This is a genomic window from Pseudomonas sp. ZL2 (assembly GCF_054788455.1).
The window spans coordinates 82,111-97,461 of the sequence record NZ_JBGOGX010000016.1 but is presented as its reverse complement, the minus strand read 5'-3'; the positions used below and the strand labels follow the sequence as shown (position 1 = coordinate 97,461).

At 64.6% G+C, this 15,351-nt stretch carries 13 protein-coding genes; 4 read left to right on the top strand and 9 right to left on the bottom strand.

All coding sequences use genetic code 11. The features are described from left to right. Positions 1-59: 59 nt before the first annotated feature. From ABM562_RS13865 to ABM562_RS13845, 5 genes are all read right to left on the bottom strand, one after another. Positions 60-1,346 (bottom strand): hypothetical protein, encoded by a 1,287-nt coding sequence (locus tag ABM562_RS13865; protein WP_460422348.1) that lies wholly within the window; start codon positions 1,344-1,346, stop codon positions 60-62. Beyond that, positions 1,343-3,076 (bottom strand): hypothetical protein, encoded by a 1,734-nt coding sequence (locus ABM562_RS13860; RefSeq protein ID WP_460422346.1) that lies wholly within the window; start codon positions 3,074-3,076, stop codon positions 1,343-1,345. Before ABM562_RS13860 ends, ABM562_RS13865 begins: the two co-directional genes overlap by 4 nt. A gap of 44 nt (positions 3,077-3,120) precedes the next feature. Further along, positions 3,121-3,942, bottom strand: coding sequence for a WG repeat-containing protein (locus ABM562_RS13855; RefSeq protein WP_166675702.1), 822 nt, complete (start codon positions 3,940-3,942; stop codon positions 3,121-3,123). A gap of 77 nt (positions 3,943-4,019) precedes the next feature. Beyond that, positions 4,020-4,499 carry a GNAT family N-acetyltransferase gene (locus ABM562_RS13850; RefSeq protein WP_038995679.1) on the bottom strand — a complete coding sequence of 160 codons (480 nt, stop codon included), beginning with the start codon at positions 4,497-4,499 and terminating at the stop codon, positions 4,020-4,022. Positions 4,500-4,533: 34 nt separating this feature from the next. Then, a complete protein-coding gene (locus ABM562_RS13845) occupies positions 4,534-5,745 on the bottom strand; it encodes a multidrug effflux MFS transporter (RefSeq protein WP_115087232.1) in 1,212 nt (403 codons plus the stop codon). Positions 5,746-5,835: 90 nt separating this feature from the next. Here ABM562_RS13845 and pdxR point away from each other — a divergent pair, with 90 nt between their 5' ends. After that, positions 5,836-7,296, top strand: coding sequence for a MocR-like pyridoxine biosynthesis transcription factor PdxR (gene pdxR, locus ABM562_RS13840; protein WP_460422344.1), 1,461 nt, complete (start codon positions 5,836-5,838; stop codon positions 7,294-7,296). Positions 7,297-7,360: 64 nt separating this feature from the next. Continuing rightward, positions 7,361-8,125 (top strand): trans-aconitate 2-methyltransferase, encoded by a 765-nt coding sequence (gene tam, locus ABM562_RS13835; protein WP_115087230.1) that lies wholly within the window; start codon positions 7,361-7,363, stop codon positions 8,123-8,125. Here the strand turns inward: tam and ABM562_RS13830 are convergent. Continuing rightward, on the bottom strand, positions 8,122-8,505 hold the full coding sequence (locus tag ABM562_RS13830; protein ID WP_460422342.1) for a DUF2784 domain-containing protein: 384 nt from the start codon (positions 8,503-8,505) through the stop codon (positions 8,122-8,124). The two genes, tam and ABM562_RS13830, sit on opposite strands and share 4 nt — an antisense overlap. 124 nt (positions 8,506-8,629) lie before the next feature. On the opposite strand from ABM562_RS13830, the gene ABM562_RS13825 reads away from it, so the two are divergent. After that, positions 8,630-9,259 (top strand): LysE family translocator, encoded by a 630-nt coding sequence (locus ABM562_RS13825; protein WP_115087229.1) that lies wholly within the window; start codon positions 8,630-8,632, stop codon positions 9,257-9,259. Between the two features lie 56 nt (positions 9,260-9,315). On the opposite strand, the gene preA is transcribed toward ABM562_RS13825, so the two are convergent. The 3 genes from preA to hydA all read right to left on the bottom strand — a co-directional run bounded on the left by preA (position 9,316) and on the right by hydA (position 13,519). Beyond that, positions 9,316-10,590 (bottom strand): NAD-dependent dihydropyrimidine dehydrogenase subunit PreA, encoded by a 1,275-nt coding sequence (preA, locus tag ABM562_RS13820; protein WP_233674262.1) that lies wholly within the window; start codon positions 10,588-10,590, stop codon positions 9,316-9,318. Continuing rightward, positions 10,591-11,958, bottom strand: a complete 1,368-nt coding sequence (locus ABM562_RS13815) for an NAD(P)-dependent oxidoreductase (RefSeq protein ID WP_460422339.1) — start codon at positions 11,956-11,958, stop codon at positions 10,591-10,593. Positions 11,959-12,073: 115 nt separating this feature from the next. Further along, positions 12,074-13,519, bottom strand: a complete 1,446-nt coding sequence (gene hydA, locus ABM562_RS13810; RefSeq protein ID WP_134063175.1) for a dihydropyrimidinase — start codon at positions 13,517-13,519, stop codon at positions 12,074-12,076. 331 nt (positions 13,520-13,850) lie between these two features. Between hydA and ABM562_RS13805 the strand changes: the two genes are divergently transcribed. Further along, on the top strand, positions 13,851-15,338 hold the full coding sequence (locus tag ABM562_RS13805; protein WP_233674263.1) for an NCS1 family nucleobase:cation symporter-1: 1,488 nt from the start codon (positions 13,851-13,853) through the stop codon (positions 15,336-15,338). The last annotated feature ends 13 nt before the right edge of the window (positions 15,339-15,351 follow it).

Sequence of the window (15,351 nt, the reverse complement as noted above, 5' to 3'; positions counted from 1 at the left end):
CAGGTACTGCGGATGCTGATCTTGTGGGAGCTGGCTTGCCAGCGATAGGGCCCTGACCGTCAGAAGCTGAACTCCAGCTCCTCATACAGTACTCCCGGCTCCAACCCGTCGGTACTGTGCAACTCACTCTCCTTGCCCAGCGCCTCCAGCAACGGCCGCCGCGGCACTTCGGTGCCCGCCCCGGGGTTGCCATGCTTGCCGGGCATGGTCGACAACACACTGGTCAAGCGCTGCGCCGTACCGGCCTTGCCGCGCTTGCGAAAGCCGCCCCACAGGCTTTTCGGCGTGGCATTGAGGCTGCCATGGTGACCGACCTTGTACAGGTCGACATCCGCCAGAAGCTCGCGAATTTCTGGGTGACTTAACGCGTAACTCCAGTTCTCGATCTGCGCATCGCCCGGGAACAGCAGTTTCTTGCCCGCCACCTCGAACAGCAGGATCAGGCTGGTGTTGTTCATTTGCTTGTCCAGCGCGGTGACGATCTGCAGCAACTGCTCGCCACGGGCTTCGCGCACCCGCCGGGCGATCCAGCGGGTGCTCATGGGCAGTTTGCTGCCCCGGGTCGCCGGGTAGTCGGCAAAAGGCCCCGGATCGTCGTTCGGCGAGTTGACCTGGGCATCGAGCAACTGCCGGTGCAGGTGCCAGAACTCGGCCGGGTCACGGCTGCGCTGCTTGCGAATCGAGGCGCTCTGCTCGACGGTGGGCGGGCCGAGGATATGCGTGCGCACGCCGGGCAACAGCTCGGCCAGGGCATCAGCGCTGCCGAAGAAGGCAAAGGCGTTGCGTTGGCCCATGCTCGCCAGGTTCTTCACGGCGCTGGCATTGGAGATGTTGTCTTCGCCGATAAAGCCCAGCCGACTGGCCAGGTCTTCGGACAGCCCGTGCCTGCCCTGGTCGAGCAGCGTGACCACGGCGCTGGCCAGGGCATTCATGCTCTTGAGGGTCTGGGCCATGCTGCGTGCGCCGCGCAGGCCGGGCTGCTCGGGTGCGCTGGCGTCTTCAGCCAGCTCCAGCTGTTCGGTCCAGGGCTGCAGCACCAGTTCCGGCGCGAGGGTACGAATCACATCACCGCTGGCAGTACCGGCGCGGTTGGTGGCAAAGCCGCTGATGTGGTCGGCATGCCGGTGGGTCGCGACCACCGCATCGAGCTTGCCCGCGCACTTGGCCTTGATGTCTTCGGCAATGGCCAGCAGGCGCTGGCCCTGGGCGACGCCCTTGGGCATGCCCATGGAACCGAAGTCGATCAGTACATGGCGGCGCACCTCGCCGGGGTAGTTGAAACGCAGCAGGAAGCAGTCGCCAAAACCGACCTGGTAGGCATAGAGGGTCAGGCTGGTCGGGCTCATGCTTGCTCCTCGCGTAGCGGGCCCACCTGCCAGGCGCGTTGGCGGTGCAGCTGGGCCAAGGGGTTGCGCAGGTCCAGCTCGCTGCTGTCCAGGCCGGCCAGGTAGCTCAAGCGGCGCAGCTGCCACTGGCCGTCATTGAGCGGCCGCTGGACGTGGTACTTGATGCGCCCGTACTGATCGAAAATCAGCGTGCCGGCGCCGTAGACGGTGAGGGCGTCGGTGGTCTTGATCCAGGCCGGGCGCGGGCTGATGTTGCACACGCTCTTGAGCTCGGCGCCAAAAATGTTGGCCTTCATGATGTATTCGCACACGCTCTCGCGCAGCAGCAGGCCGTCGGTGCCCAGGCGGATGCTCGGGCGTACCGACACCACCTCGGTGTAGGCACGCTCGTCGATGCCCAGCACCGCACGGTTCTCCCAGAGAAAGCGGAATACCTCTTCGTCGTCGCGCAGCATCGAGTCGAAATGGCTGTTGCGATATTGCACCTGGCCGTTGTCGGCAAAGCCGTGCCAGCAGCCGTCAGCATCGGTGCGCGCTGCTGGCGGGACGATGCCGAAGGCCTCGAAAGTGGTGCGGATGATCAGCCGGTAGTCGTAGCGCGAATCGTCCGGCGCCACCTGGGCATCGACGGTGAGCAGGGCGGCCAGGTAGTCGCCGAACTCCAGGTCCAGCGGCGGGCAGTAGTCCAGGGCGCGGATGGCGATGGTCAGCAACTGGTCGGCGGCCTTGGCGCCTTCCTCGACCACTTCGCGCAGGTTGTACAGGTTGTCGCCAAAATTACCCAGCTCGCCCAGGCGCGCCACCCACAGGGCGAGCATGCTGCGCAGCATGGCGGCGGCGAAGATTTCGCCGCGGTTGTGGGCTTCGGCAAACTGCTCGTCCCTCAGGTAGTCGGCCGAGGGCGGCAGCATCACCGAGCGGCGCAGGGCATTGGCGCGCAGGCCTTCGAGCTGCTGGCCGAACTCTTCGCCGATACCGAACAGCAGCGATTCGGCGAGGTTCTGCTGGCTCAGCTGGTCGCCATTGAGCAGTCGGCGGTCGCCCTGCACGGTCAGCTCGATGCGCCCGCCATTGGTCAGGGCGAACTCGATGATTTCACGCAGGGAGAACACCGACAGCAGCGCCACGACATCGGCAAAACCTTCATGGAAGGCCGCCTGATCGGGCCCGGAAGCGTTCATGAAACCGCCGCGCAAGCCGTCGAGAATCGCGTGGGTGGCCTCGTGGGCGACGATGTCGTGGGACAGGCAGGTGAACACGTGCTGGCCGTCCAGGCCCTTGAAATAGCCGAACATCAAGGCCCGGTCAGCCCGCGAGTAAAAGGCGTTGGCTTCGACGAAGGCGTGCGGCACCACGTGCAGCTGATGGCCGTCGAAGCCCCAGCCAACCCGGCGCCCCAGGGCCATCTCGAAGCGCGCCAGGGTGCGCATGACCACCGCGTACACGTGCTGGCAATGGAATGCCGGATTGCCCAGCAGCGCCTCGCCAGGCGGATCGAAAGGGTCGATCATGCAGCCGCTGGCGGTATCCTGCTGATAGGCGTGGGCGTGGTACAGCTGGTTGCGCGAGGCATCGAAGTCGACCACCTTCAGGCGGTAGCCGGTGGGGCCCAGGCCAAGGGTTTCCAGCGGCACGCTGACCCGGGCGAACAGCAACTCGCCGTGGGCATTACGCACCGCCGGGTCCTGGGCGAGGATGGTGAAGGTCTGGCTGTTGGCTTTCACGACCATGGGCAATGCTCCTGCGCACCAGGTTCAAATCGGCGGAACTGCTATCAGGGGAGCTTCAACGGCTCGTATTCCAAGGGTGTTTCATTGCCCTGGCGGTCGATCCGGTAATGCTTGCCATCGCGTTGGACGATGGCCTTGCCGTCACGAAAAAAACCGGGTCTGTCATAGATATAAGGCAGCACCACCTTGCCATTAAGGTCGATAAAGCCCCATTTACCTTCTTTTGCCGCGCTCAGCAGATTGTCGTTGATCAGCCGTCCGCCCCAGGTATTGTAGGCGAAGCCGTCGTATTCGAAAGGCAGCACCACTTTGCCGGATGTGTTCATCAGGCCGCTTTTTTTGCTGGCGCTGTCGTTCAGCAGCACATAGCCCTTCTCGGTAATGGGCCGCGAGCTGAAGCGCAGGGGGATCACCTGCTCGCCCTTGCGGTTGATCATGCCGAACAGGTTGCCTTTGGCGACTACCGTCAGGCCGTCCTTGGCTTCGTCGAAACCCTCTACCCAGTCATAGTCGAACGGCACCACGGTGCGGCCCCGGGTATCGATGTAGCCACACTCGGAATACGTCAGGCAGACGCCTGCCAGGCCATCGCTGAACGGCCCGGGGCGCTTGTAGAGGGTCGGGATGACCAACTGCCCCTTGCGGTCCATGTAGCCCCATTTGTTGTTGATGCGAACGGCTGCCATGCCTTCGTGGTAAACCGGTTGCAGCTCGATGGACGGCGCAACGATGACCTTGCCGCTGGGGTCTTTAAGGCCATACAGGCCATTTTCCTTAAAACTGACCGGGTCGGCGGGGGTGGCGCTGCAGGCTGCCAGGGCAGCACCCAGGCACAATGACGGGAGGGAGCGAAACAAAGCCTTCAATTCAGTGCATTCCTTGGCAAGGCGAGAGCAGGGCAAGGCGCGCACCTTAGCCGATTGCGCCGCCCTTGCCCAGCCACTCAACCGCGGGCGAAGGCCTCAAGACCGGCGCCTTCGAGGCGGTAGCGGACCCATTCATCCTGGGGCAGGGCACCCAGGGACTTGTAGAACTGGATGGCCGGCTCGTTCCAGTCCAGCACGCTCCATTCCAGGCGTCCGCAGCCGTTCTCGCAGGCTTCGATGGCGATATGGCGCAACAGCTGTTTACCGGCGCCGCCACCGCGTTGCTCGGGGGTGATGTACAGGTCTTCGAGGTAGATGCCGTTGCGCCCCAGCCAGGTCGAGTAGCTGTAGAAGTACACCGCATAACCGATGGCCTGGCCGTCGCGCTCGCAGATCAGGCTGAGGGCTTTGGCGCCGTCATCGAACAGGGTGCGCTCGATGTCGGCCTGGGAAGCGATCACCTCGTGGACGGCGCGTTCGTAGTCAGCCAGTTCGGTAATGAAGGCAAGGATCTGGGCGGCGTCGTCGCGCCGGGCAGGGCGGATGGTCAGGCTCATGGCAGGCTTCCGGCAAGTGAGGTAATCGCCCATGTTAGCCGGAACTGGCCTTGAGGGTAATCGCTTCGCTGCGTAACAGCTTGAGCACCAGGGCAAAGGCCAGGCTGGCCAGCGCGGTCATGCCCGCCAAGGGGCCGGCACTGCCATCGGACAACTGGCCGATGACCAGGCTGCACAGGGCGGTGAAGGCCATCTGGATGAAGAAGAACAACCCCGAGGCGCTGCCGGCGATAGCCGCATAGGGTTGCAGCACCGCCCATTGGCAGGCCGGAATGGCCAGGCCCACCGAAAGCATGATCAGCAGCATCGGCAGGACGATCGCCAGCAATGCCTCGGGCCACAGGCGGGTGGCGAGCATCAGCAGCAGCGCGCCCCCCAGGTTGAGGAACATGGCCTGGCCGAGCAAGGCATCGGCGCTGTGGCGCCCACTGCGCCGGCGAAACAGCTGCGAGCCGGCCAGGTAGCCGCCGACGGTGACGGCGAAGACTGCGGCGTACTGCAGCGAACTCAGGCCCAGGCGGCGTTGCAGCAGGGTCGAGGACTCGGCGATGAACGGGAAGTAGGTGCAATACACGCAGGCAATCGCCAGTGAATAACGCATGAAGTAGCCGTCGCCGAGCAGCCGCAGGTAAACCTTCAGCACCGGCTCGTGGCGCTGCCCGTTAGCGTGCAGCGGGCGGGTTTCCGGCAGGCGCAGGGCGATCAGCAGCAGGCTCAGGGCGGCGCTGAGGCTCAGCAGCAGGAAAATCCAGCGCCAGCCCAGGGTGGTTTCGATCAGGCTGCCGAGCAGTGGCGCGATCATCGGCGACAGCGCCATGCCCATGGACAGGTAACCGAGCAGGTGGCCCTGTTGCTGGCGGTCGAAGTGGTCACGCACCATCACCCGGCCGATGACTGCCCCGCAACAACCGCCCAGGGCCTGCAACAGGCGTGCGGCAATCATCACCTCGACACTGCTGGCCAGGCTGCAGGCCAGGCTCGCCACCAGGTAAATAGTGCCGCCGAGCAGCAACAACGGGCGGCGGCCAAAACGGTCGCACAGCGGGCCGCTGATCAGCATGCTCAGGGCGTAGCCGACCATGTACAGGGTCAGCGTCAATTGCAACTGGGCGTCGCTGGCGTGCAGGGCCATGGCGATGTCGGGCAGGGCGGGCAGGTAGATATCCAGGGCCACCCGCGGCAGGCAGACAATCATCAGCAGTAATAGCAGCCAGGTTCGTGGGCCGGGCGAGGGGGTGGTGCGCATGGAGCATTTCCTTGTTGTTGGTGCGCAGACCTTAACGGCCAATGTGGTTTAATCGGCAGCGCCATTAAGAGCAAATTTGATTGGACCACTATGCGCACAGGCAAAGCCGCCATCGCCCTCGATCTACCGCTGCCACCGGCATTGGCCCAGGGCAAACAGCAAGGCGCTTATGCCGCCTTGCGCGATGCGATACTCGACAAGCGCCTGCCAGCCGGCACCCGCCTGCCCTCGACACGAACCCTGGCCGAGCGCTGGCAGTTGTCGCGCGGCACCCTGGAGCTGGTGTTCGAGCGCTTGCGCGATGAAGGCTATGTCAGCCGGGTGGCCGGCTCCGGTACGCGGGTCTGCGCGGTCGTTCCTGACCTGTTCATCGCTGCCGGCAGCGGCCCGCCACTGGCACTGGCACTGGCGCAGCAGCCGCTCAGCGAGCCGGCAGCCTCGAGCCTTACCGGTGTGCAGGTGGGGGTGCCGTTTGTCGCGCGCCTGGCCGACCCGGCACTGTTCCCGGTCAAGGCCTGGTCCCAGGCCCTGGGCAAGGCCCTGGCCAGCGCACCGACCGCCTTGCTCAGTTCGCCAGACCCGGCCGGCCTGCCGGCCCTGCGCGAACGGATTGCCAACTACCTGCGCAGCTATCGCGGCATACGCTGCAATGCCCAGGACCTGATCGTCACCAGCGGCATTCGCCAGTGCATCGACCTCGTGGCGCGCAGCGTGATCTGCCCAGGCGACAAGGCCTGCGTCGAAGACCCCGGCTACCGCACCGCCAGGTCGTTGTTCGAGCGGGCCGGGGCGCAGGTGGTCGCGGTGCCGGTGACGGCCGAGGGTATCGATGACCAGCTGCTCGAGCGCCACCTTGATGCCCGCCTGGCCTGCGTGACCCCCGCGCACCAGTCACCGCTGGGCGTGACCCTGTCGGTGTCGCGACGGCTGATGTTGCTGGACTGGGCCAATCGTGCCGATGCCTGGATCGTCGAAGACGACTACGACAGCGAGTTCAACTACAACAATGCGCCGCTGCCGGCGCTCAAGGCCCTGGATCAAAGCGACCGGGTGATCTGCTGCGGCAGCTTCAACAAGACCCTGTTCGCCGGCCTGCGCGTGGGCTTCATGCTGGTGCCGGCCAGCCTGCGCGAGCCGTTGCTGGCCACCCTGCAGGGCACCGGTGGCGCAGTCGGGGTCACCGAGCAACTGGGCCTGGCCGAGTACATGGCCAATGGCAGCTTCGTGCGCTACCTGAGGCAGGCGCGCCAGGCCTATCAGCAGCGCCGTGATTTGCTGCTCGAGTGCCTGGCCGAGCAGGCTCCGGGCTGCTTTGCAGTGACCGGGCAGCAAGCCGGTTTGCACTTTGTCCTGTGGTTGCCAGAGGGGACGGATGAGCAGGACTTTTGCCAGCGCGCGGCCAATCAAGGCTTGCAACTACAGCCGATCGGCAGCTTCTGCCAGCAGGTGCAACTGCCGCCTGCGGTGATGATCGGCTTCACCGCCCTGACAGCGGCGCAGCTGCGTTTTGCCGGGCGCAAGCTGGCGGCGCTGCTGCGTGAGGTTTCCTAATCGGCGGGTAACCGGCATGCTAGGGCCACGCTCGAATTCCCAAGGCCACTAAAGGAAACCTGCGATGACCTGGTCAGCCGCGCAGTACAGCACCTTCGAGAACGAACGCACGCGCCCGGTGCGCGACCTGGTGGCGGCGCTGCCCAACCAGACGGTAGCCAGCGCTGTCGACCTTGGCTGCGGCCCGGGCAACTCCACGCAAGTGCTTGCCAGCCGTTACCCCGAGGCGCAGGTCACCGGCCTGGACAGCTCTGCAGACATGATCGCCGCCGCCCGCCAGCGCTTGCCGCAGCTGGCGTTCGAAGTGGGTGATATCGGCAGCTGGAGCGCCGAACAGGGCGTCGATGTGATCCTCGCCAACGCCTCCCTGCAGTGGTTGCCCGACCATGCCCAGCTGTACCCGCACCTGGTGCGCCAGCTGGTGGCCGGTGGCAGCCTGGCCATCCAGACCCCGGACAACCTCGATGAGCCGGCCCACCGGCAGATTCGCGAGATCGCCAGGCTGGGTAGCTGGGCCGGCAAGGTCGGTGACCTGCAACTGCCGCCACGGCACACCGCCGCCTACTACTACGATGTGCTCAGCCCCCATTGCCAGCGCGTGGACGTGTGGCGCACCACTTACTACCACCCGCTGGCGGGCGGTGCGCCGGCGGTGGTGGAGTGGTTCAAGGGGTCGGCGCTGCGGCCGTATCTGGCGGCGCTGGATGCGCAGGAGCAGGCAGACTTTCTACAGTACTACCTGCAGGCCATGGAGCAGGCTTATCCGCCTGCGGCTGATGGCACGGTGTTGTTGCCGTTTCCGCGCCTGTTTATCGTCGCCACACGCTAGGCAATGCGCTGCTGGCGCCGCGCTTGCCATTGGCGCAGGACGCGCAGGTAGACCAGGCCGTTGACCAGCACCACCACCGAGCCGAGTACCAGCTGGATACCCGGCGTCAGCCCGGCCGGGTAGATGATCGGCCAGATGTAATGCTCGATGAAACCGCCTTCGTAACCGGCCAGGCCCGAGGCCTGGCGCAGGCGGTTTTCCCATTCGGTGAGCGGGCAGGTGAGGTGAAAGAACTCCACGGCGGTCCCCCAGCACACCGCCGGTAAGTGCCACCACATCGCACCGCGCCATTTGAGTATCAGCAAACCGCCAAACAGCACGAACAGGATGAACAACAGGTGAAACAGCACCAGACCATCGGCGCCCAGGCGGTACAGCATGACGATTCCTTCCTCGTGGATATGTTCCTCTAGCCACCATGATATAGGCATTCGCGGGATGGCACGATTGCCATGATCAGCCTGGCCGAGGCATGCTTGGGCCTTTCTGCCCGCGGAGCCCGCCATGCAAGCCTCGACCCTGCTGCTCTACGTTATCGCCGCCAGCGCGGTGATGATCACCCCCGGCCCGGCGATGCTCCTGGCCCTGAACAATGGCGCTTCCCACGGCATGCGCGTGGCCGGTTTCGGCATGGCCGGGGCGATGCTCTCCGACCTGCTGTTGATTGCGGCGGTGGGCTGCGGCCTGGGGGCGTTGCTGCAGGCTTCGGAGCAGCTGTTCAGCGTGGTCAAGTGGGTGGGCGCGGTGTACCTGCTGTACCTGGCCTGGGTGCTCTGGCGGGCGCCGAGCGGGGCCTTGCAACGTAGCACGGTGAGCGCTGGCGCCACGGGGCGTTCAGCCTTCTTGCGGGCCTTGTTCGTCGGCTTGTCCAACCCCAAGGGCTTGCTGTTCTTCTCGGCGTTCCTGCCGCAGTTCATTCGCCCCGAGCAACCGGTGGCCGAGCAGTACCTGGTGCTGGCGATCACCAGCGCGGCGATCGACGGGCTGATGATGGCCGTCTACGCCTATGGCGGGCGGCACGCCATGCGGCGCTTTTCGGCGCGCACCATGCAGTGGATCAACCGCAGTTGCGCCGGCATGCTGGCGGCGCTGGCGGTGGGCTTGAGCCTGTACCGGCGCAGTGACCTGCGCTGAGCGAATGCACGCGAGGGAGGATCAATGATCCTCCCTCGCTGTTTTTACCTTATGCCTCAGGACGCTTCGCGATAGGGGTTGCGCGGGTCATGCAGCCAGTCGAGGAACGGTTTGCCGGTGTCCTGCGGGACCATCTCGATGCAGTCCTGCACCGGGCAGGTGATCTGGCACAGGTTGCAGCCCACGCATTCGGCGTCGATCACCTCATAACGGTGGCTGCCGTCGGCCTGCTTGAGGTTGGCGATGGCCTGGTGCGAGGTGTCTTCGCAGGCGATGTGGCAGCGGCCACAGTTGATGCAGGCCGCCTGGTCGATCTTGGCTACCACCTGGTAGTTGATGTCCAGATACTTCCAGTCGGTGGTGTGGCCCACCGCGCGGCCCTGGAACTCCTGGAGGCTGCGGTAGCCCTGGCTGTCCATCCAGCGCGAGAGGCCGTCTTTCATCTCGTCGACGATGCGAAATCCATGCAGCATCGCCGCCGTGCACACCTGCACCGCGCCGCAGCCCAGGGCGACGAATTCGGCGGCGTCACGCCAGCTGCCGATGCCACCGATGCCGCAGATCGGCAGGCCGTGGGTAGCCGGGTCGCGGGCGATTTCGGCGACCATGTTCAGGGCGATCGGTTTGACCGCCGAGCCGCAGTAGCCGCCGTGGGTGCTCATGTCGCCGACGATGGGATTGGCGACCATGCGCTCCAGGTCGACGCTGGTGATTGAGTTGATGGTGTTGATCAGCGACACCGCGTCGGCGCCGCCGCGATGGGCGGCGCGGGCCGACTGGCGGATATCGGTGATGTTCGGCGTCAGCTTGACGATCACCGGCAGCGAGCAGTACGTCTTGCACCAGCGGGTGACCTGCTCGACGTACTCCGGCACCTGGCCGACCGCTGCGCCCATGCCGCGCTCGGGCATGCCATGGGGGCAACCGAAGTTCAGTTCGATGCCGTCGGCGCCGGTGGCTTCGACCAGCGGCAGGATGGCTTTCCAGGATTCCTCGACGCAGGGCACCATCAGCGACACGATCAGTGCGCGGTCGGGCCAGTCCTTCTTCACCTGGGTGATTTCGCGCAGGTTGATTTCCAGCGAGCGGTCGGTGATCAGCTCGATGTTGTTGATGCCCATGACCTCGCGGTTGACCCCGTAGTGCGCCGAGTAGCGCGACGAGACGTTGACCGCGGCCGGGTCTTCGCCGAGGGTTTTCCAGACCACGCCACCCCAGCCGGCCTGATAGGCGCGGACCACGTTATAGGCCTTGTCGGTAGGCGGCGCGGAGGCCAGCCAGAACGGGTTGGGCGCCTTGATACCGGCGAATTCGATCGACAGGTCAGCCATTTATGCAGCCTCCACATTGAGCATCAGGTGCGCATGCATGGCCTCGGCGGCCAGCTTGCCGTGCTGCACGGCCTGGACGGTGAGGTCCTGGCCGAGCTGGGTGCAGTCGCCGCCGGCATACACGCCGGGCAGGCTGGTACGCAGCTGCTCATCCACACGAATGCGTTCGCCATCGCGGGCAAGCTGTTGGCCGCTGCTGTCACTCAACGCGCTGTCATCGAAGGCCTGGCCGATGGCTTTGAAGATCGCATCGGCGGCCAGTTCGAAGGTTTCCCCGGTTGGCTGCAGGCGACCGTCACACATGTGCGTGCGGGCAAAACGCATGCCGCACACCTGGCCCTGGTCATCCAGCAATACTTCCTCAGGCTGGGCCCAGGTCAGCAGGCGCACCTGGTTCTCCTTGGCGATGTGTTGCTCGTGCTCGGTGGCGCCCATGTCCTCGACGCCACGGCGATACACCAGGTTGACGTCACGGGCACCGAGACGGGCCATTTGCACGGCCATATCGATGGCGGTGTTGCCGGCACCCAGGACGATGCAGCGGTCGGCGACGGGCAGGGTGGTGAGGTCATCGGCCTGGCGCAGTTCGCGGATGTACTCGGTGGCGGCGAGCATGCCTGGCGCGCCTTCACTGGCCAGGCCCAATTGGCGCACGGTGTTCAGGCCCAGGCCAAGGAACACCGCATCGAACTGCTGTTGCAGCTCGGCCAGGCTGAGGTTGTCGCCCAGCACCTGGCCGTGACGGATCTCGATGCCGCCGATCTGCAGGACGAAATCCACCTCGCGCTGGGCGAAATCGTCGACCAGCTTGTATTTGGCGATGCCGTACTCATTGAGGCCGCCGGCTTTTTCCCGGGCTTCGAAAATCACCACGTCATGGCCGTGCCAGGCCAGGCGGTGGGCGCAGGACAGCCCCGCCGGGCCGGCACCGACCACGGCAATGCGCTTGCCGGTGCTGGCGGCGCGCTGGAACGGGTGTTGCTGGAACTCGGCGTGGTCCACCGCGTAGCGCTGCAACAGGCCGATCAGCACTGGCGCGCACTCCTGGTGATTGTTGCGCACGCAGGCCTGCTGGCAGAGGATCTCGGTGGGGCACACCCGCGCGCAACTGCCGCCGAGGATATTGGCCGAGAGAATCTTCTGCGCCGCGCCCTGGACGTTCTCCTGATGAATGTTGCGGATGAACGAGGGGATGTCGATTTCGCTGGGGCAGGCATTGACGCAGGGGGCGTCGTAGCAATACAGGCAGCGTGAGGCTTCGAGCACGGCCTGGCGGTCGGTGAGGGGAGGCGCCAGGTCGCTGAAGTGCTCGGCGAGGCTGGCGTGGTTCTGGTTCGGTCGGGGGAGGTGGTTGAGGGAATCGATCACGGTGGGTTCCTCTTTTTTTATTTTTTTTGGGGAAGGCTTTGCCTTCCATCGCTGGCAAGCCAGCTCCCACAGGTTCGGCGGTGTCTGTGGGAGCGGGCTTGCCCCGCGATGCTCTTCAGCGCTTAACGGCGACCGGCCGCGAATGCTCAGCCCGCTTGCTGAGCAGATCGAACACCGCCGGGTACGCCGGCCGCTCGATGTAGCGCCCGGCACCACGCTCGGCGCGCAGGTCGCCGTTGGCCCAGACCAGCTTGCCCTGGCTGATGGTGTGGCTGGGGATGCCACGCACGGTCTTGCCTTCGAAGATGTTGAAGTCGACCTGCTGATGGTGCGTGGCGGCCGAGATGGTCCGCGTGCCTTGCGGGTCCCAGAGCACCAGGTCGGCATCGGCGCCGACGCGCAAGGCGCCCTTGCGCGGGAACAGGTTGAAGATCTTCGCGGTGTTGGTCGAGGTCAGGGCGACGAAATCCTGCATCGACAATTTGCCGCTGTTGACCCCTTCGTCCCAGAGCACCGCCATGCGGTCCTCGATGCCGGCGGTGCCGTTGGGGATGCGGCTGAAGTCGTCGCGACCGGCGGCTTTCTGCTCGGCGCAGAAGCAGCAGTGGTCGGTGGCGGTGGTGTGCAGGTTGCCCGACTGCAGACCGTGCCACAGTGCCTCTTGATGGCCGTCCTGGCGCGGACGGAACGGCGGGCTCATGACGTATCCGGCAGCGGTTTGCCAGTCAGGATGACGGTAGACACTGTCGTCCAGCAACAGGTGGCCGGCCAGTACTTCGCCGTAGACCTGCAGGCCCTTGTTGCGCGCGTAGGTGATCTCATCCAGGGCTTCGCGGGTCGAGACGTGCACCAAGTACAGCGGCGTGCCCAGGGTTTCGGCAATGCGAATGGCGCGGCTGGCGGCTTCACCTTCAACCTGCGAGGGGCGCGACAGGGGGTGCGCTTCCGGGCCGGTGATGCCTTGGGCCAGCAGCTTGCGCTGCAGGTGATAGACCAGTTCGCCGTTCTCGGCGTGCACGGTGGGTACCGCGCCCAGCTCCAGGCAGCGTTCGAAGCTGGCGACCAGGGTGTCGTCGGCGGCCATGATCGCGTTCTTGTAGGCCATGAAATGCTTGAAGCTGTTGACCCCGTGCAGGCGTACCAGCTCGCCCATCTCCTCGCGTACCTGCTCGCTCCACCAGGTGACGGCGACGTGAAAACCGTAGTCGCTGGCCGACTTCTCGGCCCAGCCACGCCACTGGTGAAAGGCTTCGAGCAAGGACTGCTGCGGGTTGGGAATCACGAAGTCGATGATCGAGGTGGTACCGCCGGCCAGGCCTGCGGCGGTGCCGCTGTAGAAGTCCTCGCTGGCCACAGTGCCCATGAAAGGCAGCTGCATGTGGGTGTGCGGGTCGATGCCGCCGGGCATCAGGTACTGGCCGCTGCCGTCGATCACTTCACAACCGGCCGGGACCTCCAGGTCAGTACCGATGGCCTTGATCACGCCGTCGGCACACAACACATCGGCCCGGTAGCTTTCTTCATGGGTAATCAGGGTGGCGCCACGAATCATAAGCGTCATCAGATGCTCCTCGCAGGCTTGACCGGTTGTTACCGGTTCTAGGTTTTGTACTTTTTTCAGCGTAGGCGAAAACCTGTCATCGCTGTCAGGAATTGAATCTAGTCGGCGATTTCGGATAGGGCAAATATTTAATTTATAAGCTTATAACTTAGTTAACTATCTGATTAATAAGAATTTATATGATTTGCCCAGGCTTGAGGAAAACGACCAGTGGTCCTGTCCGTCTTGACAGGTTGTGGAAATGGTCAAGATTTCTCATGGGCATCCGTGATTGCCCACATGCCAGTGCAATGCAACCACCTCCCAAAAACACAACAACAGTGGAGCGGCCATGCAGCAGACCAGATCGCAGGTGAGCGAACGCGACGGCTTGTATGAACTCGACGCCGGCAGCGACGTCCTCGACAGCCCCCGGTACAACCACGACATCGCCCCGACCAAGGTGCACGAGCGCACCTGGAACAAATGGCACATCACCGCGCTGTGGGTCGGCATGTCGATCTGCGTGCCGACCTATACCCTCGGCGGCGTGCTCACCGCCTATTTCGGGCTGACCGTGGGCGAGGCACTGCTGGCGATCCTGCTGGCCAACACCGTGGTATTGATTCCGCTGACCTTGAATGCCTTTCCCGGCACCAAGTACGGCATTCCCTTTCCGGTGCTGCTGCGCTCGTCCTTCGGCATCCTCGGTTCCAACGTGCCGTGCCTGATTCGCGCCCTGGTGGCTTGTGGCTGGTTCGGTATCCAGACGATGTTCGGCGGCCTGGCCATCCACCTGTTTCTTGGTTCGCTGTCGGCGGACTGGAAGGCGCTGGGCGGCACCGGCGAGGTGATCGGCTTCATGCTGTTCTGGTGCCTTAACCTGTGGGTGGTGCTGCGTGGCGCCGAGTCGATCAAATGGCTGGAGACCCTGTCGGCGCCGTTGCTGGTGCTGGTGGGCGCCGGGCTGCTGGTGTGGGCCTTGCCCAATGTCTCGATCAGCGAGCTGATGGCCCAGCCGCCCAAGCGCCCGGAAGGCGCCAGCGTGTACGGCTACTTTTTTGCCGGGCTGACCGCCATGGTCGGTTTCTGGGCCACCTTGTCGCTGAACATCCCTGACTTCAGCCGCTACGCGAAAAGCCAGAAAGACCAGATCCTCGGGCAGATCTTTGGCCTGCCGCTGACCATGTTCCTGTTCGCCGCCCTCGGCGTGGTGCTGACCGCAGCTTCTGCCTCGCTGGTGGGTGAAACCGTGTCCGACCCGGTCAGCCTCATCGGGCATATCCAGAGCCCGATGTGGGTGGCGCTGGCCATGGCCCTGATCATCATCGCCACACTGTCGACCAACACCGCGGCGAACATCGTCTCGCCAACCAACGATTTCCAGAACCTGGCGCCGAAATGGATCGGGCGTACCACCGCAGTGCTGCTCACGGGGTTGGTGGGGCTGTTGCTGATGGGCCATGAACTGCTGAAAAAGCTCGGCTGGATCGTCAGCGAGGTGAGCCTGGAAAGCCTCTATTCCAACTGGCTGCTGGGCTATTCCAGCCTGCTCGGGCCGATTGCCGGGATCATGGTGGTGGACTACTTCATCACCCGCAAACAGACCCTGGACCTCGCCGGCCTGTACCGCGACGACGTCTATCCGGCCTGGAACGCTGCCGGTTTCATCGCCTTTGGCGTGCCGGTGGTGCTGACCCTGCTGTCGCTGCACAGCACCGCCTTCAGCTGGTTCTACGACTTTGGCTGGTTTACCGGCTCCGCCTTGGGCGGGCTGATCTATTACGCCCTTGGCAGCCTCAAGGCGGCCCGCGCGGCCAACCTCAAACCCACCGTGTAGCCCCTATGGCCCG